Here is a 19,368-nt window from a genome sequence, read left to right as displayed (position 1 = left end):
CAGAGTGGCGCGGGGGCGGGAGCGCGGGTAGCCATGGCGGCATGGCAGGCGATACCATTCCCGATAGCTGGCGCAGCGTCCTGGAGCCCGCGCTGGCGAGCGCAGAAGCGCGCAAGCTCGGCGGGTGGCTCAAGGCCGAGGAGGCTGCGGGCAAGCAGGTCTATCCCCCGCGCGGGACACGGCTGGCCGCGCTCGCGCTGACCCCGCTCGATGAGGTGCGCTGCGTGATCCTCGGGCAGGATCCCTATCACGGGCCGGGACAGGCGCATGGCCTTGCCTTTTCGGTGCAGGCAGGCGTGCGGGTGCCGCCGAGCCTCGTGAACATCTACAAGGAGCTGGAGGCGGACCTCGGCCTGCCCCGCGCCGCCAGCGGCGATCTGTCGCGCTGGGCGCGGCAGGGCGTGCTGCTGCTCAACAACACGCTGACAGTCGAGGCAGGCCAGGCGGGCAGCCATGCCGGGCGCGGATGGGATGCGATCACCGATGCCGCCGTCGCCGCCGTTGCGGAGCGCGATGTGCCGACGGTGTTCATCCTGTGGGGCAGCCACGCCAAGAAGAAGGCGAGCCGCATCCCGGCCCTCACCCGAAACACCGCGCATCTGGTGCTGACCTCGGCCCACCCCAGCCCGCTTTCGGCCCATAACGGCTTTTTCGGCTCGCGCCCCTTCAGCCAGACCAATGCCTTCCTTGAGGCCAACGGGCGAGGCGCAATTGATTGGGCGTTATGATTGGCCACCTCCGGTGGCGCAGACCGCCCACCCCGCCTCCCCACCCGGCCACCATAACATAGTGGTACTATTGGTGGCCGGGTGGGGAGGCGGGGTGGCCAAAGGAATGGGAGGTCTGCCGTTCGCGCCAGCGAACGCGCGAAACAAAGGAGTTTGTGATGGAAGACGTGATCCTGCTTGAAGTCGCGGATGGTGTCGCCACCGTTACCCTCAACCGTCCGCAGGCGATGAACGCATTGAACCGCGCCCTCAGGAAGCGCCTTGCCGAGGTGATGCGCGCGGTTGATGCCGACGCAAGCGTGCGCGCCGTCATCCTCACCGGCGCGGGCGAGCGGGCCTTCACCGCGGGCCTCGACCTCAAGGAACTTGGCAGCGAGGAGGGCGCGCTGGGCAGCGCCAACGCCACCGATCCGGCCGACAATCCGGTGAAGGCCATCGAGCTTTGCCGCAAGCCCGTGATCGGCGCGATCAATGGCGTGGCGATCACGGGCGGGTTCGAAGTCGCGCTCGCCTGCGATGTGCTGATCGCCAGCACCAATGCCCGCTTTGCCGATACCCACGCGCGGGTCGGCATCGTGCCGGGCTGGGGCCTGTCGCAGAAACTCTCCCGCATGATAGGCATCAGCCGCGCGAAGGAACTCGCCTTCACTGGCAACTTCCTCGACGCCGCCACCGCGCACAGCTGGGGGCTGGTGAACCACGTTGTTGCAGCCGACGAGCTGCTCCCGCTTGCGCGCAAGCTGGCGGGCGACATGGCGAGTATCGATCCGGCCTTCCTCGGCCTCTACAAGCGGCTGATCGACGATGGCTACGCCCAAAGCTTCGGCGAGGGCCTCGCGCTGGAGGCCGCCCGCTCCAGCGCCGCCAATTCCGCCGTCGCCCCCGATGAGGTCGAAGCCCGCCGCGCCGCCGTGCAGGAGCGTGGCCGCACGCAAGGCTAGCCCGCGTCCGCCCACAGTGGCGCTTGCCTTGAAGGAGGGGTATGCTGGTGCCGCCGGGGGGCAGGAGGACCAGCCATGATCGATATCGAACGCATTGCTCCCGACGCCCACCAGTTCCTCGTCTATGGCGAGATCTCGCGGGACGACATCGCCGCCTTCATCGCCTTCGCCAAGGCGCAGGTCGAGACGGGGGAGCGCAGCCATGCGCTGTTCGACCTCACGTCGCTGGCCGGCACGCCCCCGCTCTCGGCCATCACCCTCGAACTGGCCAACATGGGGACGCTGATGAAGTGGGTCTACCGGCTCGATCGCATCGCGGTGATCTCCGACGAGGCCTGGCTGCGCGCCGCTTCAAGAATCGAAAGCGCGCTACTGCCGGGTGTGAGCTACGCGGTCTATGATGCCGACGCGGCCGACAAGGCGCGCGCCTGGGTGCTGGGCAAGGGCTAGGCCGCCGCCTACCGCCGCTCGCGGAAGAACCCCTTGAGCATCGCCGCCGCCTCGGCCTCGCCGATGCCGGAATAGACTTCGGGGCGGTGGAGGGTCTGGGGCTGTTCGAACACCCTTGCGCCGTGTTCCACTGCGCCGCCCTTGGGGTCGCTGGCGGCGTAATAGAGCCGGGCGATACGGGCGTGGGCAATCGCGCCTGCACACATGGCGCAGGGCTCCAGCGTCACCCACAGCTCGCAGTCGGTCAGGCGTTCATCGCCCAATGCCTGCGCCGCGCGGCGAATCGCCATGATTTCGGCGTGGGCGGTGGGATCATGATCCGTGCGCGGGCTGTTATGCGCCTCGGCAATCACCACCCCGTCCTTGACGATCACCGCGCCAATCGGCACTTCGCCGGCCTCGGCCGCCGCCTGCGCCGCCGCGAGCGCGCGTTGCATCGGCAGGGGGAGCGGCCAGTGGGTCATGTGCGCCGGGCTAGCCGGGGCGGGGCGCACGCGCAACTTGCTTGACGATTCGGCATCGCGCCGTTAAGCGCGCCACTTTCCCTGTCTGGGCCCCTGCCCGGACCGATCTTTTACGAGAAGAGACACACCATGTCGCGCATCTGCGAACTGACCGGCAAGGGCCGCCAGGTCGGCCACAATGTGAGCCACGCCAACAACAAGACCAAGCGCGTCTTTCTGCCCAACCTGCAGAACGTGACGCTGCTGAGCGAGACCCTCGATCGCGGCTTCAAGTTCCGCGTGTCGACCCACGGCCTGCGCTCGGTGGAGCACAATGGCGGTCTCGACAACTGGCTGCTCAAGACCAACGACGAAAAGCTTTCGGCCAACGCGCTGAAGGTGAAGCGCGAGCTGGTGAAGGCCCGCGCCGCCGCATAATTCCCGCCGGTCCTTCGGGGCAGAGGCGAATCGATCAAGCGTCCGGATTTCCGGGCGCTTTTTCGTTTATGCTTTCGTGTCGGGCTGACGCCCGACGCAGACCCCCCGCCCCGCCTCCCCACCCGGCCACCATAGCCTGATGGTATCATTGGTGGCCGGGTGGGGAGGCGGGGCGGGGGGTCTGACAGCGCAAAGCGCGTCACCCCTCCCAATCAAACCGCAGCAGCACGCTCTTCTGGAACACCGAGAAGTTGTCGTCCGCGATCACCCAGATCGCGCCGCGTAAGGGGTGGGCCGCGTCCGGCACAAAGGCGATGCCCTCGAAATTGTCGGCAAACACCCCGCCCGTCATGCGCTGGATCACTTCGCCCTGCCATTCTCCGTCCGGCCGGATCAGACGCGGATCGGCGATTGCGATGGCGGTGTCGAAAGTCGCAGCGGGCAGGGTGTAACGCACCCGCCGCAGCAGGATCAGCACGCGCCCGTCCGGCACCTCAGTCATATCGACCGGATCGTAATTCGCCGGGGCACGGAAGCGGAACCGCTGCGCTGCCACCGGCTCGGCCGGATCGCTCGGGAACAGCAGGCCCTCGTGGACCGTGTCGCTGCCATCCAGCGGCCCTTCGGCAATCATGATGAAGCGCCCGTCCGCAAGCCGCGCCATTGTCTCGGGGCCGCTATTCTCGCTCCAGCGGTCGATTTCGGGGGGCGGGCGGATGGTGCGCGTGCCATCACCCGCCCAGCGGAAGACGACATTCTCGCGCTCGAACCCGCCCCACAGCGTGCCGCTGGCAGGTTCGCGGGCGAGCGATTCGAGATCAAGCACCTCCTCGCGCCCCTGCAAGCGTTCGCCGACGAAGCGGAAACTGCCCGGCACGGCGCGGGGGGTGGGGCCGGTGAGATCGAGATCGAGCAGCCAGCCGCGATCGCTGCCCGCAATCAGATGCCGAGGCCCCGCCGCCGCCAGTGCGGAGAAGCCGCCGAACCAGCCATGGGGCGAGGACAGCTCCCATACGCCCGAAAGGCTGAGCTTGCCCGCCACGCCCGCCCGCTCGGCCAGCGGGGTGACGCGCACCACGGCCACATCCTCGCGCAGGCCGGTGGGGGTGCGCCAGACGAGCCCCGGGGCCAGCCCCAGCGCCACCGCGAACAGCAGCGCGATGCGCCAGAGGTTGGCGCGGCTCACGCGGGAAATCAGGCGGGATCGAGGCCCAGCAGGCGCCGCGTCGCGATCTCGCACGAGGCATAGGCCTCCTGCCGCTCCGCGCTCCAGTAGCGCAGTTCCGCAAGCGGGATCGCTTCGCTCGTCACCGCGCACAGCACATGGGTGCCCGGGCGCAGCACCCGGAAGCTGGAGGGGCCGTAATAGAGCCGGGCGGGATTGTCGGCGGAAGACATCAGCATGGCGGCCCAGATAGCACCGCTGGCCTAACCGAACAAATCATCTTGTTGAACGCCGGACGAAGGGCGTTTGGGGGCGGGGGCGGGGGCGGGGCGCGGTTTGGCCGGAACAGGGGCAGGGGCGCTGCCGGCGGGGACGGCATCCATCGTCCCGTCGCGCCATTGCAGCACCAGCGCCGCCTCGCCCGCCGCCTCGGCGCGGGTAGTGAGCGCCTTGCCCTCGGCCGTGCGGATGATCGCATAGCCGCGTTCCAGCGGCTTTTCGGGGTGTAGCTGGCTCATCACGCGGGTCAGCGCGGCGAGCCGGTCTGCCCCATGCCGCAAGGGCCGTTCGACCAGCGCCGGACTGAGGCGCGCGCGGTCCAGCCGCCGCTGCGCCTCGGCGGCCGAGCGCGTCAGCAACGCGGGCGAGAGCCGGGCCGCCGCACCCGCCAGCCGCTCGCGCCCCTTGGCAGAACGATCGCCGAGAGCACGGCGCAGGCGTTCGCCCAGATCGTCCAGGCGCTGGGTCTGGGGGGCGAGCAGGTTCTCCGGACGCGGCATCAGCCGCACCCGCGCCGCCAGCCGTTCCCGCCCGAGTTCCAGCGGGCGGTAGACCGCACGGCGCTGGCGGGCGGCGAGATCGGACAGGGTAAAGGCCCGATCGGCGCGCACCGGCACCGCCATCTCCGCCGCCGCCGTGGGCGTGGGCGCACGGCGGTCGGCCGCGAAATCGGCGAGCGTGGTGTCGGTCTCGTGGCCCACCGCGCTGATCACGGGGATCGAGCACTCGGCGATGGCGCGCACCACGACTTCCTCGTTGAAGCTCCACAGGTCCTCGATCGAGCCGCCCCCGCGCGCGACGATCACCACATCGGGGCGCGGCACCGGTCCGCCCGGTGCAATCGCGGAGAAACCGCGGACCGCTGCTGCCACCTGCTCTGCCGCGCCCTGCCCCTGCACCAGCACTGGCCAGACGAGCACATGCGAAGGGAAGCGGTCAGCGAGGCGGTGGAGAATGTCGCGGATCACCGCGCCGGTAGGCGAAGTCACCACGCCGATCACCTGCGGCAGGAATGGCAGGCGGCGCTTGCGGCGCTCGTCGAACAACCCCTCGGCCGCCAGCCTAGCGCGGGTCTTCTCCAGCAGCGCCAGCAGCGCGCCCTCGCCCGCCAGCTCCATGGAATCGATCACGATCTGGTACTTGGATCGGCCCGGATAGGTGGTGAGCTTGCCGGTGGCGATCACCTCCAACCCGTCTTCGGCGCGGAAATTGAGGCGCTGGGCATTGCCCTTCCACATCACCCCGTCGATCAGCGCGCCCTCATCCTTCAGCGCGCAGTAGAAATGGCCCGAAGCGGCGCGTTTCACCCCCGAGAGTTCACCCCGCAGCCGCACGAAGCCGAAGCGATCCTCGACCGTGCGTTTGAGCAGCGCGGATATTTCGCTGATGGTGAGGGGCTGCGCATTGTCGCCCTGCCGCTCACGCGCTACCAGCCCGGCATCATTATCGGTGTTGGGCGGAGTAGCCATGAATATCCTGCTTCTGGGTTCGGGAGGCCGCGAACATGCGCTGGCATGGAAGCTGGCGCAATCCCCTGCCTGCACACGCCTTTACGCCGCCCCCGGAAATCCCGGCATTGCCGAGGAGGCGGAATGCGTGGCGCTGGACGTGACGGATCATGCGGCGGTGAGCGCCTTTTGCGCCGAGAAGGACATCGACCTCGTGGTGGTCGGCCCCGAAGCGCCGCTGGTGGACGGGCTGTCGGATGCCTTGCGCGCGGCGGGCGTGCCGGTGTTCGGCCCCTCGCAGGCCGCCGCCCAGCTCGAAGGATCCAAGGGCTTCACCAAGGACCTCTGCGCCCGCGCGGGCATCCCCACCGCTGGCTATGTGCGCACCTCCAGCCTTGAGGAGGCCCGCGCCGCCCTCGCCCGCTTTGCCGCGCCTTACGTGCTCAAGGCCGATGGGCTCGCGGCCGGCAAGGGCGTGGTGATCGCCGAGACCCTCGCTGATGCCGAGGCAACCCTCGCCGACATGTTCGGCGGCGGCTTTGGCGGGGCAGGCGCGCAGGTGGTGATCGAGGAGTTCATGGAAGGCGAGGAGGCAAGCTTCTTCGCCCTCACCGATGGCACCGCGATTGTCCCCTTCGGCTCTGCGCAGGATCACAAGCGCGTGGGCGACGGCGACACCGGCCCCAACACCGGCGGCATGGGCGCCTATTCCCCCGCCCCGGTGCTCACGGCGGAATTGCAGGCCCGCGTGATGGCCGAGATCATCGAGCCCACGGTGCGCACCATGCGCGAAGAGGGGAACCCCTATCAGGGTGTGCTCTTCGCCGGGCTGATGCTGACGGCGCAAGGCCCCAAGTTGATCGAATACAACGCCCGCTTCGGCGATCCTGAATGCCAGGTGCTGATGATGCGATTGGAGAGCGATCTGGTGAGCATCATGCTCGCCTGCGCGACCGGAACGCTGGAAGGCACCGCAGTCGCCCTGCGCGAGGAGACTGCGCTCACCGTGGTAATGGCGGCCAAGGGCTACCCCGGCACGCCGGAAAAGGGCGGCGCGATTGATCTGTCCGGCGTGGCAGCGGGCGCAGCCAAGATCTTCCACGCCGGAACCGCACTGAAGGACGGCGCGCTGGTGGCGAATGGCGGCCGCGTGCTCGCCGTCACCGCGACCGGCGCCAGCGTCACCGAGGCGCAGGCCAAGGCCTATGCCGCGGTCGGCGCGATCCGCTTCCCCTCGGGCTTCTGCCGCCGCGACATCGGCCATAGGGAAATAGCGCGCGAAGTCGCGCGGGAAGCCCAAGCACAAATTTGATCCCGATCAAGGAATGCGGGGCGGATAGAGAGGATAAGACCAGCATGACCCACCGCCTCAAGCTCCTCGCCCCGCTCGCCCTCATGGCGCTTGCCGCCTGCCAGACCGCTGCGCCTGCTGACGCCCCGCCGATGGTGGGCAAGCCGACCTCGCTCTCGGCTGACACCCGTGCGCCCGCCTTTGTCGAGGCGGCCTGCGGGGGGTGCCATGCGGTCGAGCCGCCGTTCCTCTCGCCCAATCCGGCCGTGCCCAGCTTCGCCGCGATCGCCAACCGGCGCGGCCTGTCGGAGAAGTCGCTCGCCGACTGGCTGGCCGAGGCGCACAACTATCCCGAGGACATGGACTTCACCCTGACCCGCCCACAGATCGACCAGATCGCGGCCTATATGGTGACCTTGCGCAAGGCCGGATACGTCCCCGAGCCCTGAGGCGCGCCCCACGCCGATTTGCCGGAGCGCGGCATGGCGTGCTACGCCTGCTCCCGGTCGCATGCGAGAGGGGGGTTCTCGATGCCATATCGTCAGGCACCATATTGGGTGGGCTTCGTGCTGCTGGTCATCATGGCCGGCTTCTGGGCGACCTATTTCGGCGCGAGCGGCCCCGTTCCGCTGGCCTTCCACGTTCACGCGATCTCGTCGATGACGTGGCTGGTGCTGCTGATCGTCCAGCAGGTGACGATCCAGCGCCGCGCCAACGAGCTGCACCGCTGGCTCGGACGGGCGAGCTTCGTGCTGTTCCCCTTCCTGATCTTCGGCTTCGTGATGATCATCAACATCACCGCCGAAAGCTACACGGCGGGCGGCAATCCGGTGGCTAGCCAGATCGGCCCGTCCTTCGGGATCGGCATGGGGATCGCCATCGCGGCCTATCTCACGCTGTTCTATCTGGCGCTGAAGCACCGCCGCAATGTGAGGCTCCACGCGGGCTACATGCTGGCGACGCCGCTGATCCTGTTCGAAAGCCCGTTCAGCCGGGTGATGGACATGTATCTGCCGTGGATGAACGTGATCGGGAGCGAATTTCCCCAAGCGATCCTCGATACGATCACGATCAGCGATGGGATGGTGGCGGTTTTCGCGCTGTGGCTGTGGTCGCGCAATCGCAAGCACGGCGCACCATGGCTGATCGCGGCGGGCTTTGCGGCGCTTCAGGGCGTGGTGATGTGGTTTGCGCCCTTCATCCCCGCGATCACCGCAGGCTTTGCCGCCTATGCGGCCACCCCGCCGGGGGTGACGCTGGCGCTGGGCATCGTCGCCGGCGGCGCGGCAGCATGGTTCGGCTGGCAGGCGGGCAAGCCGGAGCGCAGGGCAGCTGCGCAGCCTGCCTAGTTTGCTTTTCGCTCGCCCCTCCGGGCGAGCGTCCTCGGCGCTGTTTCAAGCCCTGCGGGCTTGAGCACCTGCGGCTCGCGCGCGTGCGCTCGCGGCCCCTGTGGGGCCGAAGACTACCCTCGCAACCGCTTACAACCTCTCTTCCATCAGCTTCAGCATATCGGCTTCAGGACGCGGGCCGTAGTGCGAGATCACTTCCGAGGCGCAGATCGCGCCGCGCTTCAAGCAGCGGGTCAGGGGCTCGCCCTTGACGTAGCCGGACAGGAAGCCGGCGGCGAACTGGTCGCCCGCGCCGGTGGTGTCGACCACCTTGATGACCGGCACGGCGGCGACTTCGGCGCGCTCGCCGTGGGCAATCGCAACCGCGCCCTTCTCGCTGCGGGTGGCGACCAGCACCGGCACCTTGCCTGCCACAGCTGCGAGGCCCGCTTCGAAGTCATCCTCGCCCGTCAGCGTGGCGAGTTCGCTTTCGTTGACGAACAGGATGTCGATCACGCCGTCTTCGATCATGGCGCGGAAATCCTCGCCGTGGCGATCGATCACGAAGCTTTCGGACGCGGTGAAGGCGATCTTGCGACCGGCATCGCGCGCCACTTCGATGGCGCGGCGCATGGCGCGGCGGGGCTCTTCCGGGTCCCACAGATAGCCTTCGAGATAGAGGATCGCGCCGCTCGCGATCAGGCTTTCGTCGAGCGCGGCGGCGGGGAGGAACTGGCCCGCGCCAAGGAAGGTGTTCATCGTGCGCTCGCCATCGGGGGTGACGAAGATCAGCACGCGGCCGGTGGCGGGTTCGCCCTCGCGTCCGGGCGTGTCGAAATCGATGCCGGTGGCGCGCATGTCGTGGCGGAACACCTTGCCGAGCTGGTCTTCGGCGACCTGCCCGATGAAGGCGCATTGCAGGCCCAGCGTGGCCAGCCCCGCCAGCGTGTTCGCCGCCGAACCGCCCGAAAGCTCGCGCGCGGGCGGCATGGCTTCGTAAAGCTCCTCAGCGCGCGCCTCATCGATCAGGGTCATCCCGCCGCGATTGAGCCCCAGCTCCTCGATCAGCTCCTCCTCGCAGGAGGCAATCACGTCGACCACGGCATTACCGATGGCGATCACGTCGTAACGGGGCGGGGTGGTGGCGGTCACGGGAGCAGTTCCTTGGATAATGTTCGCGCGCCGCCTAGCCGCCTGTGTGCAGCGCAGCAAGCCCGCGTTGACTTCGTAGCGGCTGGCCCGCATCGCCTGAGGCCATGTCTGCCGTTCTGCCTGCACTCCTGAAGGCCCTTGGCCAGCTGGGTGACCGCCGCATCCTTGCGGTGGTGGCCAAGAGCGTCGTGCTGACCCTGGCGGTGTTCGTGGTGGCAGGCGCGGGCCTGTTCCTGCTGCTTGAGGAAGCGCGCCAGTGGATCGGCTGGGCACCGATCCACGGGGCGACGGTGATCCTCACCGCGCTGGTGACCCTGCTGGCGGCTTGGCTCTTGTTCCGCGTGGTGGCCATGGCGGTGCTGCAATTCTTCGCCGACGAGGTGGTCGCCGCAGTTGAGGTGCGGCACTATCCGGCGCTTGCCGCCAGCGCGCAGCGCTTGCCGCTGCGCCGCGAGATCGCGATTGCGCTGCGGGGCTTGGTGCGGGCGCTGGGCTATAATCTTCTTGCTGTGCCGGTGGCGGCGGTGACAGCCTTCACCGGCATCGGCCCGGCGCTGGTGTTCCTCGCCGTCAACGCGGTGTTGCTGGGGCGCGAGCTCACTGACATGGCGTGGCTGCGCCATTGCCGGGGGACGGAGCAGGCAACGCCGGTGGGTGCGGGCGAGCGGTTTCTGATGGGTGCCGCGATTGCCGGACTGATGCTGGTGCCGGTCATCGGCCTCATCGCCCCCGTGCTGGGCGCGGCGGCAGGGTCACATCTGGTGCTGCGGCGGATCGAAGCGGAAGGACAGGCGTGATGGGACGGGGGGTTCTGGTGGCGAGCGTGCTGGCGAGCCTGCTGGCGGGCTGCGTAGGCAGCGGCGGAGGCGGCACATCTGCGCCCGCGCGTCCGGCCACGCCTTCGCGCAGCACCATCGTGCGCCTACCCGAGGTGATGGCGCCGCAGGGACTCGAAGGCGTGATCGGCACCGATGCCGCCGCGCTCACCCGCCGCTTCGGCGCCCCGCGCATCGATCTGGCCGAAGGCGACGCGCGCAAGCTGCAATTCACCGGCGCGACCTGCGTGATCGACATCTACCTCTACCCCCAGCGCCCGGGCACCGAACCGCTCGCCGCCCATGTCGTCGCGCGCCAGCGGCAGGGCGGGGCAGAAGTCGATCGCGGCGCCTGCATCCGCGAGGTCGAGAGGCGGTAACCCCGTCTTAAGCCTGTTCGTGCCATGCCCGATCCCGAAACCGGAAGGATTTGAACGGGCCATGACCACGCATTTCATCGAAATCGCCCAGCGCGCGGCCGCCGACGGGCATATCGCAGCGGACGAGCTGCTGGCGCTCCGTCGTCAGGGCTGGGGCGATGGCATCATCACTCGCGCCGAGGCCGAAGCCCTGTTCGCGCTCAACAGCTCGCTCAAGGAGCGCAGCGAGGAGTGGTGCGACTTCTTCGTCGAGGCGGTCGGCGAATTCGTGCTCAACGGCACCGAGCCGCGCCTGCAATGCAATGACGAGGAAGCCCAGTGGCTGATCGACCAGATCGACGCTGACGGCGCGGTCGAAAGCATGGTCGAACTCGAAGCCATGGTGCGCATCATCGAACGCGCCGAAAACACCCCCCGACCGACTCAAGGACTATGTGCTGGCCGCAGTCGAACGCGAAGTGCTGACCGGCACCGGCCCTACGCGCTGCGGCGGCGATCTTTCCGCGACCCACATCACGGCGGCCGAATGCCGGATCGTGCGCCGCGTGATCTTTGCCAGCGGCGGCCATGGCCCGGCAGCCGTGACGCGCTATGATGCCGAGCTGTTGTTCCGCCTCAAGGACGAGACCCTCGCCGAGGAAAACGCGCCCGAGTGGGATGATCTGTTCATCGATGGCGTCGCCAATTTCCTCAAGGGCTTCGTCCTGCCGCACGCGCAGGTGAGCCACGCACGCAAGCGCGAGCTGGAAGCCTTCGTCGCCGACAACAAGGCCAATGTCGGCCGCTTCATGGGCCAGGTCGCCAAGGAAATGCCGCAGGTGCTCAACCACTTCGGCAAGGCTTTCGGCAAGCGCAAGCCCGGCACCGATTTCGCGGCGCTCGCCGCGGCGGGCGAGGAAGTCACGGATTACGAGAACGACTGGCTGGAAGGCATGATCGATGCCGACGGCGAAGTCGACGGGCTCGAAAGCCGTCTGATCGCTCGGCTCGCGTCGGAAGTTTAAGCGGCCGCGTGCCGCTTAGACCATAAAGCTTTCGCCGCAGCCGCAGGCGCCCTTGGCGTTCGGGTTTTCGAACACGAAGCCGGCGGTGAAGTCGTCCTCGCGCCAGTCCATCACGCTGCCCACGAGGTAGAGCACGCTCGCCCCGTCGATGTAGAAGGTGCCGCCGGGCGTTTCGATCTTCTCGTCGAACTTGGCTTCGGTGGTGACGTAGTCGACCGAATAGGCGAGGCCCGAACAGCCGCGCCGCGGGGTCGACAGCTTCACGCCGATCGCGCCTTCGGGGGCCTTGCTCATCAGTTCGGCAATACGCGCCTCGGCAGACGGCGTCAGGATGACGGCGGCCTTGGGGGCGGGCCGAGCAGGCTTGGTGGTGGTCGTCTCGGTCATGTCAGCCTCTTCTGCCAGAACAGCGCCTGTCCGGCCTGCGGATCAAGCTGGTAATCGCCATAGCCATTGGCCGCATAGAGCCGCCGCGCCGGGTGATTGCCGCTCAGCACTTCCAATGTGACCTTCGTTGCCCCGCGCTTCAAGGCCTCGGCCTCGACTGCGGCGAGCAGCGCGCGGCCTATGCCTGCGCTGCGGCGGCCCGCGATCACTGCGAAATCGTGGATGTTGACGAGCGGCGCGGCGGCGAAGGTGGAATAGCCCATGAAGCAATTGGCCAGCCCCACCGACTCGCCATCGAGCCGCGCCAGCAGCGAGAAGGCATGGGGATTGGCCGCCAGATCCTCGGGCAGCCGCGCCTTCACATCCTCGGTCAGCGGAGCGCCGCCGCCCATCGGATCGCGGGCATAGGCATCGAGCAGCGCGACCACATCGGCCGCATGGCGCGGATCGCTGTAATCGGCGACCACGATCTCGAGGGCGTTTGCGAGCGTCACAGCATCCCCAGTTCGAGCCGCGCCTCGTCGCTCATCTTGTGCGGACCCCAGGGCGGATCCCACACGAGGTTCACTTCAGCATCGCGGATCCCCGGCACCGAGGTGACGCGCATTTCGACTTCGCCGGGCATCGATTCGGCCACCGGACAATGCGGGGTGGTGAGAGTCATCGTGACAGTCGCATCGGCGTTCTCGTCAACCTCGACCCCGTAGATCAAGCCGAGATCGTAGATATTGACCGGAATTTCAGGATCATAGATTTCGCGCAGCGCTTCGATCACCGCGGCCTGAAGATCGCTCCCGTCACCGCCCACGGCATCGGCAGCCGGCTTGGCGGCGAGGAACCCGTCGAGATAGTCGCGGGTGCGCGGGCCATCCGGCGCCGCATCGGGATCGATCGCATCGTCCACGCGGGCGCGCGGCGGCTTGTTGGCACTGGTGTCGGTCGAGCTGTCCATGGCTCTCATCCTTTTCCAAAAATCCGGCGGGTGCGGGCGATCCCGGCGATCAACGCATCGACATCGGCCTCGGTCGAGTAGAGGCCGAAACTGGCGCGGGCGGTGGCGGGAACGCCGAGGAAATCCATCAGCGGCTGGGCGCAGTGATGCCCGGCGCGGATCGCGACATTCGCTTCATCAAGAATGGTGCCGAGATCGTGCGGGTGGATGTCGTCCATGGCGAAGCTGACGATGCCGGCGCTGTCGGCCGGGCCAAACAGGGTCACATCATTCATCGCGCCAAGTTCGCGGCGGAGTTTCGCCACCAGCGCGGCCTCGTGGGCATGGATGCGGTCGGTCCCGATGGCGCTGACGTAGTCCACGGCAGCGGCCAGCGCGATCGCTTCGGTGATGGCGGGCGTTCCCGCCTCGAAGCGCTGGGGCGCGGGGGCATAGGTGGTGCGCTCAAAGGTGACGCGGTCGATCATCGCGCCGCCGCCTTGCCACGGAGGCATGGCATCAAGGATTTCGGCGCGCGCCCACAAGGCTCCGATGCCGGTCGGGCCATAGAGCTTGTGCGCGGAAAAGACGTAGAAATCGCAGGCCAGCGCGGCAACATCGACGCCCATGTGCGGCGCGGACTGGCACCCGTCGAGCAGCAGCTTCGCGCCCACGCGGTGGGCTAGCACGGCAGCGCGGGCCGCATCGAGCACCGCGCCCGTCACGTTCGAGACATGGGCGAAGGCGACCAGCTTGTGCGCTTCGGTCAGCATCGCCTCGGCGGCATCGAGATCGATCCGCAGGTCGCTCGTGAGCGGGCAGACATCGATCACCGCACCGGTATCGGCAGCGATCATCTGCCACGGCACGATGTTCGAATGGTGTTCGGCCTGCGAGAGAAGGATGCGGTCGCCCGCCTTGAGGTTCGCGCGGCCCCAGGTCTGGGCGACAAGGTTGATCGCCTCGGTCGCCCCGCGAGTGAAGACCACCTCGTCCTCGTGTCCGCCGATGAAGCCCGCGACTGTGCGCCGCGCTGCCTCGTAGGCGAGCGTCATCTCGGCCGAGCGGGCATAGACCCCGCGGTGGACGGTGGCGTAATCCTCGCCCAGTGCGCGTGCCATGGCGTCAATCACCGCGCGCGGTTTCTGCGCGGTGGCGGCGGTATCGAGATAGTGCCACGGCTTGCCCTCATGCGTGACCATGCCGGGGAAATCGTCTTTGAGCACAACCCCGTTCGCCTCGAGCGCAGTCGAGAGGCCTGTCACACGTGTCTCGACTTCGCTCGACACGAACGGAGGGGTGTTGGTGGGAGCGTTCACAGTCTCGCCCCCTCCAACGCGGCGAGCGCCGCATCGAGCAGGGTCTCGCGTTCGCCCTCGTCCTCCAGCGCGACGAAGGCATCGCCGATGAAGGCCTGCACCAGCAAGCGCTGCGCCGTGGCCGGATCGACCCCGCGCGCCATCATGTAGAAGCGCGCGGCCTCGTCCAGCTCGCCGACGGTGGCGCCGTGGGCGCACTTCACATCGTCGGCGAAGATTTCGAGCTGCGGGACGGCATTGGCGCTGGCGCCTGCCTCCAGCAGCAAGCCCTTGAAATCCTGCGCCGCATCGGTCTTCTGCGCATGGCGCGCGACCTTGATTTCGCCGAGGAAATTGCCCGTCGCCCCGGCCCAGTGGACCGCGCGGACCGTCTGGTTGGAGGTCGCCTCGGGCTCTGCGTGAATGACCTGCGTCACGAATTCACGGGTCACGCCCGCTCCGCCGATGGTGACGCCGCCGAATTCGAAATGCGCACCCCGCGCGAGCCGCACTTCCACTTCGACGCGGGTGTAATCGCTCCCCGCATTGGTGACGAAGAAGGCGGCAGTCGCCCCTTCGCCCAGCGTGACGCGGAAGCGGTGCAATTCGGGCGCGTCCGAGCCGACGACGAGACAGCGCGTGAGGCTTGTCCCGGCGGCAACGTCAATCACCTGCCACTGGTCAAGCGCCGCCACGCCGAGCCGCGCGAGCGCGTCCATATCGGCATAGCGCCATGCCTCGTCACGGCGGGTAGGAAGGGTGGCTGTCGTCACGCCATCACCGCGTCATAGCCCTCGGCCTCGAGCCGCAGCGCGAGTTCCGGCCCGCCGGTCTCGACGATGCGGCCACCGGCGAGGATGCTCACCTTGTCGGGTGCGACGACATCGAGCAGGCGCTGGTAGTGGGTGATGAGCAGCACCGCCTTGTCGGGCGCGCGCATGATCGCGTTGATGCCTGCGCCGACGATCCGCAGCGCGTCGATATCGAGGCCGCTATCGGTCTCGTCCAGCACCGCGAAGGACGGATCGAGAATGCCCATCTGCACCATCTCGGCGCGCTTCTTCTCGCCGCCGGAGAAGCCGACATTGACCTGCCGCTTGAGCATTTCCATGTCCATCTTGAGCAGGCCCGCCTTCTCCTTGGCGAGCTTGAGGAAATCACCGCCCGACAGCGGTTCCTCCCCGCGCGCCTTGCGCTGGGCGTTCAGCGCCTCGCGCAGGAACTGGACGTTGGAGACGCCGGGGATTTCGACCGGATACTGGAAGCCCAGAAACAGGCCCTTGGCGGCGCGCTCATGGGGTTCGAGCGCCAGCAGATCCTCGCCGTTGAAGGTCACGCTGCCGCCGGTCACCTCGTAGCCGGGCTTGCCGCCGAGCACGTTGGAAAGCGTCGACTTGCCCGCGCCGTTGGGGCCCATGATCGCGTGCACCTCGCCCGCAGGCACGTGCAGGCTGAGGCCCTTGAGGATCGGCTTGTCGCCAACCGAGGCGTGGAGATCGGTGATGGTGAGCATTATTCGGGATCCTTTTCCTGTGCAGCAGCGGCAGCGGCCGCGCTCGCATCGGTGCGCGCCTTGACGACGCTGGCATCATGCAGTTCGATCACCAGCCCCTTGGGCCGGTTCGCTTCATAGGCCTGACTGGCAGCTTCTGCCCCGGCGACGCGGGCGTTGAACTGCTTGTCGAGATCGGCGCCGCGCGCGATGTGGATGCGGCCGACATTGGTGAAGAGCTGTTCGACTTCCTCGGGCGTCATCGCGGTCTTGGCGCCCGCCAGCGCGGCGTTGGAATCCGCGACGGCCTTGGCGCGGCGTTCGGCACAGCGCGGCAGATCGGCGGCGTGCTGGGCTTCGAAATCGGCGACACCGGCGATGCGGCGATTGGTGACCGCGAGGCAGCGGCGGTAATCCTGCACGAAGGGCTGGATCAGGCGCGGATATTCGACGCTCCAGGTCTCCGGATTGTCGTTCTTGATCGCGACCGCGGTGGAAGGCGCGCCCTGAAGCGCGAGGAGGGGGGCGAAGATGGCAGCGATCACGGCTTGCGGCTCCGGGGTCTTGCGGTGGAATTGCGGTCGTCGCGCTCGCCATCGCGGCCAGAGCCGGGGGATTTCGGGCGCGAATAGGTCTGCTTGGGATTGGCCGCCTTGTGCGCGCGGGCGGCGGCTTTGCGCTCTTCGATCCGCTCGCGCATGACGAGGGTGAGCTGCTTCAGCACCTCGTCGAGGTTTTCGAGGATGTCCTTCGCCGCGATGCGCATCAGCTTGATGCCGACGCTCTCAAGGCTCTTGTCGCGGCGCTTGGCGAGGGCATCGTTCTGCCCCTCCTCGTCAATCGCCAGCGCGAGGCCGAGGTTGTGGCAGTTGAAATCGACAATCGCCGAGCCGACCACGGCGTGGCGCTTGAAGGTGTAGCGACCCATGTCGGCGGCGGCGAACTTGGCGGCGAGCGCCTTGTGCGCCTCGGACGAATGGCGGCGCAGTTCACGCGCCTGTTCGTGCAGCGCATCGAGCCGCTTGTCCGAAATCTCCCACCCGCGGCCCTTCTTCTTGAGAGCGGGGGCTTCGGCGGTGGAGGCAGCCTCAGGGTTGAGGGCGAGGGTTTTGCGGGTGGTCATTGATGAACGTCGCCCTTCGAGCGGAAGAAATAAAGCGCACCGCCTGCCAAAGCGGCATACAGCAATCCGGTCCACGCTACTGTCGGCTCGTCCTTCAGGTTTCCGCCAAAATGCAGGAGCCCAAGAACAAGCAGTGACCACGCGACAGTTCTCGACCTCTGCGGGCCAGGCACGTTGCTGAAGGGAACACGAAGAAGACATGTGGCGAAGGTGGTAATGAGCGCAATGCCAAAGGCCTCCGCGATGAGAAGGCTATCGTACGGCACATACATCAGAAGCATCGAATAGGCCGCCAAGCCAGTTACAAGCCAAGCTATGCTGAAGGTTTTGAGGAATTCTATCACCCCACGCTCCCCTCGAGCGAAATCGCCAGCAGCTTCTGCGCTTCGACCGCAAACTCCATCGGCAGCTCTTTCAGCACGTCCTTGGCAAAGCCGTTGACGATCAGCGCCACGGCTTCCTCTTCGCCGAGCCCGCGCTGCATTGCGTAGAACAGCTGTTCGTCACTGATCTTGCTGGTGGTCGCCTCGTGCTCGATCTGGGCGCTGGGGTTCTTCACCTCGATATAGGGCACGGTGTGCGCGCCGCATTGATCGCCCAGCAGCAGGCTGTCGCACTGGGTGAAGTTGCGCACGCCGCTCGCGGTCGGGCCGACGCGGACGAGACCGCGATAGGTGTTGTTCGACTTGCCTGCCGAAATCCCCTTGGAGATGATCGTCGAGCGGCTGTTCTTGCCGTTGTGGATCATCTTGGTGCCGGTGTCGGCCTGCTGGTAATTGTTGGTGACCGCGACCGAGTAGAACTCGCCCACGCTATCCTCGCCGTTGAGCACGCAGGAGGGATATTTCCACGTCACCGCAGAGCCGGTTTCGACCTGCGTCCAGCTGACCTTGCTCCGGTCCCCCTGGCACAGGGCGCGCTTGGTGACGAAGTTGTAGATCCCGCCCTTGCCCTCGGCATTGCCGGGGTACCAGTTCTGCACGGTCGAATATTTGATCTCGGCATCGTCCAATGCGACCAGTTCCACCACCGCGGCGTGGAGCTGGTTCTCGTCGCGCATCGGCGCGGTGCAGCCTTCGAGGTAGCTGACATAGGCGCCCTTGTCGGCGATGATCAGCGTGCGTTCGAACTGGCCGGTGTTTTCGGCATTGATGCGGAAATAGGTCGAAAGCTCCATCGGGCAGCGCACGCCTTCGGGCACGTAGACGAAGGTGCCGTCGGAGAAGACCGCGCAGTTCAAGGCCGCGAAGTAGTTGTCGCGCACCGGCACGACGCGCCCCAACCACTGCTTCACCAGCTCGGGATATTCGCGGATCGCCTCGGAGATCGAGAGGAAGATCACGCCCGCGCGCAGCAATTCCTCGCGGAAGCTGGTGGCGACGCTGACAGAATCGAACACCGCATCCACGGCAACCTTCTTCGCGCCCTTCACCCCGGCGAGCACCTCCTGCTCTCCCAGCGGAATGCCGAGCCTGTCGTAGACGCGCTTGATCTCGGGATCGAGCTCGTCGAGCGAATCCAGTTCGATCTTCTTCTTGGGTGCGGCGTAGTAATAGGCGTCCTGATAGTCGATCTTGGGATAGCCGACCTTGGCCCAATCGGGCTCTTCCATCGTCTGCCACAGGCGGAAGGCCTTCAGCCGCCATTCGAGCATCCATTCGGGCTCGTTCTTTTTGGCGCTGATGAAGCGGACGGTGTCTTCGTTCAGGCCCTTGGGCGCGAACTCGGTGTCGATATCGGCCGACCAGCCGTGCTCGTAATCGGCGACCTTGGCCGCGGCCTCGCGCGCCTCGCGGTCTTGAATGTCGATGTCTTCGCTCATGCCAGATGGTCCTCAGAGGTCGCCATATGGGCGACAGGGCCGCGCAGTTGGGCAAGGGTGATCCCCGCCAGCGCCCCGCGCAGCGCGTTGTTGATGATCGGCCAGTGCGGCTTCATGTTGCACCCGCTCTCGAAATCGCAAGGGATGTGATCGACGCAGGCGGTGAGCGCGATGCGGCCCTCGATCGCCTCGACAATGTCCGCCACGGTGATCGCCGCCGCCGGTCGGCCAAGCTGCAAGCCGCCATGCGCGCCGCGCACTGACCGCAGCAGACCCGCCGCCGTCAGTTTCGAGACCAGCTTCTGCACCGTCGGCACCGGCAGGCCGGTCTCGGTCGCCAGTTCAGCCGCGCTCACCCTGCCATTGCCGCAGTGAAGCGCAGCCTGGCACATCGTGATGACGGCATAATCAGCGAGGTTGGACAGGCGCATTGCGAGCGGTTCTCAATTCGGA

27 protein-coding genes are annotated in these 19,368 nt (G+C 67.2%); 11 read left to right on the top strand and 16 right to left on the bottom strand.

The window, feature by feature from the left end; all coding sequences use genetic code 11:
- The first annotated feature begins 41 nt into the window (after nt 1-41).
- The 3 genes from RSE14_RS10265 (at nt 42) to RSE14_RS10255 (ending at nt 2,119) form a co-directional block, all read left to right on the top strand.
- Nucleotides 42-728 carry a uracil-DNA glycosylase gene (locus tag RSE14_RS10265; protein WP_324073374.1) on the top strand — a complete coding sequence of 229 codons (687 nt, stop codon included), beginning with the start codon at nt 42-44 and terminating at the stop codon, nt 726-728.
- A 158-nt stretch (nt 729-886) separates the two neighbouring features.
- On the top strand, nt 887-1,669 hold the full coding sequence (locus RSE14_RS10260) for an enoyl-CoA hydratase (protein WP_324073371.1): 783 nt from the start codon (nt 887-889) through the stop codon (nt 1,667-1,669).
- Nucleotides 1,670-1,744: 75 nt separating this feature from the next.
- Nucleotides 1,745-2,119, top strand: a complete 375-nt coding sequence (locus RSE14_RS10255; protein WP_324073369.1) for a SpoIIAA family protein — start codon at nt 1,745-1,747, stop codon at nt 2,117-2,119.
- An 8-nt stretch (nt 2,120-2,127) separates the two neighbouring features.
- Here RSE14_RS10255 and tadA read toward each other — a convergent pair whose 3' ends face one another.
- Complete coding sequence (gene tadA / locus RSE14_RS10250) at nt 2,128-2,583, bottom strand: tRNA adenosine(34) deaminase TadA (RefSeq protein WP_324073368.1); 456 nt, start codon at nt 2,581-2,583, stop codon at nt 2,128-2,130.
- 129 nt (nt 2,584-2,712) lie between these two features.
- Here tadA and rpmB point away from each other — a divergent pair, with 129 nt between their 5' ends.
- On the top strand, nt 2,713-3,000 hold the full coding sequence (gene rpmB, locus RSE14_RS10245) for a 50S ribosomal protein L28 (RefSeq protein WP_324073366.1): 288 nt from the start codon (nt 2,713-2,715) through the stop codon (nt 2,998-3,000).
- Nucleotides 3,001-3,199: 199 nt separating this feature from the next.
- Here the strand turns inward: rpmB and RSE14_RS10240 are convergent, their stop codons facing one another.
- From RSE14_RS10240 to xseA, 3 genes are read right to left on the bottom strand one after another with little or no spacing between them, the layout of a single operon-like run.
- Nucleotides 3,200-4,186, bottom strand: a complete 987-nt coding sequence (locus tag RSE14_RS10240; protein ID WP_324073364.1) for an esterase-like activity of phytase family protein — start codon at nt 4,184-4,186, stop codon at nt 3,200-3,202.
- A gap of 8 nt (nt 4,187-4,194) precedes the next feature.
- Nucleotides 4,195-4,404 (bottom strand): DUF2093 domain-containing protein, encoded by a 210-nt coding sequence (locus RSE14_RS10235; protein ID WP_324073362.1) that lies wholly within the window; start codon nt 4,402-4,404, stop codon nt 4,195-4,197.
- A 24-nt stretch (nt 4,405-4,428) separates the two neighbouring features.
- Nucleotides 4,429-5,913, bottom strand: a complete 1,485-nt coding sequence (xseA, locus tag RSE14_RS10230) for an exodeoxyribonuclease VII large subunit (RefSeq protein ID WP_324073359.1) — start codon at nt 5,911-5,913, stop codon at nt 4,429-4,431.
- Here xseA and purD point away from each other — a divergent pair.
- From purD to RSE14_RS10215, 3 genes are all read left to right on the top strand, one after another.
- Nucleotides 5,912-7,204 carry a phosphoribosylamine--glycine ligase gene (gene purD, locus RSE14_RS10225; protein ID WP_324073357.1) on the top strand — a complete coding sequence of 431 codons (1,293 nt, stop codon included), beginning with the start codon at nt 5,912-5,914 and terminating at the stop codon, nt 7,202-7,204. The two genes, xseA and purD, sit on opposite strands and share 2 nt — an antisense overlap.
- 44 nt (nt 7,205-7,248) lie before the next feature.
- A complete protein-coding gene (locus tag RSE14_RS10220) occupies nt 7,249-7,632 on the top strand; it encodes a hypothetical protein (RefSeq protein WP_324073355.1) in 384 nt (127 codons plus the stop codon).
- An 81-nt stretch (nt 7,633-7,713) separates the two neighbouring features.
- On the top strand, nt 7,714-8,532 hold the full coding sequence (locus RSE14_RS10215) for a hypothetical protein (RefSeq protein ID WP_324073354.1): 819 nt from the start codon (nt 7,714-7,716) through the stop codon (nt 8,530-8,532).
- A 129-nt stretch (nt 8,533-8,661) separates the two neighbouring features.
- Here the strand turns inward: RSE14_RS10215 and RSE14_RS10210 are convergent, their stop codons facing one another.
- A complete protein-coding gene (locus RSE14_RS10210) occupies nt 8,662-9,663 on the bottom strand; it encodes an adenosine kinase (RefSeq protein WP_324073352.1) in 1,002 nt (333 codons plus the stop codon).
- A 104-nt stretch (nt 9,664-9,767) separates the two neighbouring features.
- Between RSE14_RS10210 and RSE14_RS10205 the strand changes: the two genes are divergently transcribed.
- From RSE14_RS10205 to RSE14_RS10190, 4 genes are all read left to right on the top strand, one after another.
- A complete protein-coding gene (locus tag RSE14_RS10205) occupies nt 9,768-10,460 on the top strand; it encodes an EI24 domain-containing protein (protein WP_324073350.1) in 693 nt (230 codons plus the stop codon).
- A complete protein-coding gene (locus RSE14_RS10200; RefSeq protein ID WP_324073348.1) occupies nt 10,460-10,858 on the top strand; it encodes a hypothetical protein in 399 nt (132 codons plus the stop codon). Before RSE14_RS10205 ends, RSE14_RS10200 begins: the two co-directional genes overlap by 1 nt.
- Nucleotides 10,859-10,919: 61 nt before the next feature.
- On the top strand, nt 10,920-11,453 hold the full coding sequence (locus RSE14_RS10195) for a hypothetical protein (protein ID WP_324073346.1): 534 nt from the start codon (nt 10,920-10,922) through the stop codon (nt 11,451-11,453).
- Nucleotides 11,440-11,862, top strand: a complete 423-nt coding sequence (locus RSE14_RS10190; protein ID WP_324073344.1) for a hypothetical protein — start codon at nt 11,440-11,442, stop codon at nt 11,860-11,862. The genes RSE14_RS10195 and RSE14_RS10190 overlap by 14 nt, the downstream gene beginning before the upstream one ends.
- A gap of 15 nt (nt 11,863-11,877) precedes the next feature.
- Here RSE14_RS10190 and RSE14_RS10185 read toward each other — a convergent pair whose 3' ends face one another.
- The 11 genes from RSE14_RS10185 to RSE14_RS10135 all read right to left on the bottom strand — a co-directional run bounded on the left by RSE14_RS10185 (nt 11,878) and on the right by RSE14_RS10135 (nt 19,346).
- Complete coding sequence (locus RSE14_RS10185) at nt 11,878-12,249, bottom strand: HesB/IscA family protein (RefSeq protein ID WP_324073342.1); 372 nt, start codon at nt 12,247-12,249, stop codon at nt 11,878-11,880.
- The gene (locus tag RSE14_RS10180; protein WP_324073340.1) at nt 12,246-12,743 is read right to left on the bottom strand and encodes a GNAT family N-acetyltransferase; all 498 of its coding nucleotides are present in this window, start codon (nt 12,741-12,743) and stop codon (nt 12,246-12,248) included. The genes RSE14_RS10185 and RSE14_RS10180 overlap by 4 nt, the downstream gene beginning before the upstream one ends.
- A complete protein-coding gene (locus tag RSE14_RS10175) occupies nt 12,740-13,201 on the bottom strand; it encodes an SUF system Fe-S cluster assembly protein (RefSeq protein ID WP_324073338.1) in 462 nt (153 codons plus the stop codon). Before RSE14_RS10175 ends, RSE14_RS10180 begins: the two co-directional genes overlap by 4 nt.
- 5 nt (nt 13,202-13,206) lie before the next feature.
- Nucleotides 13,207-14,382 (bottom strand): cysteine desulfurase, encoded by a 1,176-nt coding sequence (locus RSE14_RS10170; protein ID WP_416379380.1) that lies wholly within the window; start codon nt 14,380-14,382, stop codon nt 13,207-13,209.
- 113 nt (nt 14,383-14,495) lie between these two features.
- Nucleotides 14,496-15,251 (bottom strand): SufD family Fe-S cluster assembly protein, encoded by a 756-nt coding sequence (locus tag RSE14_RS10165; protein WP_324073335.1) that lies wholly within the window; start codon nt 15,249-15,251, stop codon nt 14,496-14,498.
- The gene (gene sufC / locus RSE14_RS10160) at nt 15,248-15,991 is read right to left on the bottom strand and encodes a Fe-S cluster assembly ATPase SufC (RefSeq protein WP_324073334.1); all 744 of its coding nucleotides are present in this window, start codon (nt 15,989-15,991) and stop codon (nt 15,248-15,250) included. Before sufC ends, RSE14_RS10165 begins: the two co-directional genes overlap by 4 nt.
- A complete protein-coding gene (locus RSE14_RS10155; protein ID WP_324073332.1) occupies nt 15,991-16,515 on the bottom strand; it encodes an RNA-binding protein in 525 nt (174 codons plus the stop codon). Before RSE14_RS10155 ends, sufC begins: the two co-directional genes overlap by 1 nt.
- Nucleotides 16,512-17,093 carry a DUF559 domain-containing protein gene (locus tag RSE14_RS10150; RefSeq protein WP_324073330.1) on the bottom strand — a complete coding sequence of 194 codons (582 nt, stop codon included), beginning with the start codon at nt 17,091-17,093 and terminating at the stop codon, nt 16,512-16,514. The genes RSE14_RS10155 and RSE14_RS10150 overlap by 4 nt, the downstream gene beginning before the upstream one ends.
- Entirely contained in the window at nt 17,090-17,437 is a 348-nt protein-coding gene (locus tag RSE14_RS10145; RefSeq protein ID WP_324073328.1) for a hypothetical protein, read from the bottom strand. Before RSE14_RS10145 ends, RSE14_RS10150 begins: the two co-directional genes overlap by 4 nt.
- Nucleotides 17,434-18,915 (bottom strand): Fe-S cluster assembly protein SufB, encoded by a 1,482-nt coding sequence (gene sufB / locus RSE14_RS10140; protein ID WP_324073326.1) that lies wholly within the window; start codon nt 18,913-18,915, stop codon nt 17,434-17,436. Before sufB ends, RSE14_RS10145 begins: the two co-directional genes overlap by 4 nt.
- Nucleotides 18,912-19,346, bottom strand: a complete 435-nt coding sequence (locus RSE14_RS10135) for an SUF system Fe-S cluster assembly regulator (RefSeq protein WP_324073324.1) — start codon at nt 19,344-19,346, stop codon at nt 18,912-18,914. Before RSE14_RS10135 ends, sufB begins: the two co-directional genes overlap by 4 nt.
- Nucleotides 19,347-19,368 lie beyond the last annotated feature (22 nt).

The sequence above is a fragment of the Erythrobacter sp. genome, assembly GCF_035194505.1.
GTDB lineage: Bacteria > Pseudomonadota > Alphaproteobacteria > Sphingomonadales > Sphingomonadaceae > Erythrobacter.
This window is presented reverse-complemented; position numbering and strand designations above follow the sequence as displayed.

Coding starts and splice junctions, on each gene's coding strand:
- tadA (WP_324073368.1), bottom strand. CDS start 2,583: ATGACCCACTGGCCGCTCCCCCTGCCGATGCAACGCGCGCTCGCGGCG.
- RSE14_RS10195 (WP_324073346.1), top strand. CDS start 10,920: ATGACCACGCATTTCATCGAAATCGCCCAGCGCGCGGCCGCCGACGGG.
- RSE14_RS10235 (WP_324073362.1), bottom strand. CDS start 4,404: ATGCTGATGTCTTCCGCCGACAATCCCGCCCGGCTCTATTACGGCCCC.
- sufB (WP_324073326.1), bottom strand. CDS start 18,915: ATGAGCGAAGACATCGACATTCAAGACCGCGAGGCGCGCGAGGCCGCG.
- sufC (WP_324073334.1), bottom strand. CDS start 15,991: ATGCTCACCATCACCGATCTCCACGCCTCGGTTGGCGACAAGCCGATC.
- purD (WP_324073357.1), top strand. CDS start 5,912: ATGAATATCCTGCTTCTGGGTTCGGGAGGCCGCGAACATGCGCTGGCA.
- RSE14_RS10175 (WP_324073338.1), bottom strand. CDS start 13,201: ATGGACAGCTCGACCGACACCAGTGCCAACAAGCCGCCGCGCGCCCGC.
- RSE14_RS10255 (WP_324073369.1), top strand. CDS start 1,745: ATGATCGATATCGAACGCATTGCTCCCGACGCCCACCAGTTCCTCGTC.
- RSE14_RS10200 (WP_324073348.1), top strand. CDS start 10,460: ATGGGACGGGGGGTTCTGGTGGCGAGCGTGCTGGCGAGCCTGCTGGCG.
- RSE14_RS10215 (WP_324073354.1), top strand. CDS start 7,714: ATGCCATATCGTCAGGCACCATATTGGGTGGGCTTCGTGCTGCTGGTC.
- RSE14_RS10135 (WP_324073324.1), bottom strand. CDS start 19,346: ATGCGCCTGTCCAACCTCGCTGATTATGCCGTCATCACGATGTGCCAG.
- RSE14_RS10150 (WP_324073330.1), bottom strand. CDS start 17,093: ATGACCACCCGCAAAACCCTCGCCCTCAACCCTGAGGCTGCCTCCACC.
- rpmB (WP_324073366.1), top strand. CDS start 2,713: ATGTCGCGCATCTGCGAACTGACCGGCAAGGGCCGCCAGGTCGGCCAC.
- RSE14_RS10205 (WP_324073350.1), top strand. CDS start 9,768: ATGTCTGCCGTTCTGCCTGCACTCCTGAAGGCCCTTGGCCAGCTGGGT.
- RSE14_RS10185 (WP_324073342.1), bottom strand. CDS start 12,249: ATGACCGAGACGACCACCACCAAGCCTGCTCGGCCCGCCCCCAAGGCC.
- RSE14_RS10220 (WP_324073355.1), top strand. CDS start 7,249: ATGACCCACCGCCTCAAGCTCCTCGCCCCGCTCGCCCTCATGGCGCTT.
- RSE14_RS10260 (WP_324073371.1), top strand. CDS start 887: ATGGAAGACGTGATCCTGCTTGAAGTCGCGGATGGTGTCGCCACCGTT.
- xseA (WP_324073359.1), bottom strand. CDS start 5,913: ATGGCTACTCCGCCCAACACCGATAATGATGCCGGGCTGGTAGCGCGT.
- RSE14_RS10170 (WP_416379380.1), bottom strand. CDS start 14,382: ATGGTCACGCATGAGGGCAAGCCGTGGCACTATCTCGATACCGCCGCC.
- RSE14_RS10265 (WP_324073374.1), top strand. CDS start 42: ATGGCAGGCGATACCATTCCCGATAGCTGGCGCAGCGTCCTGGAGCCC.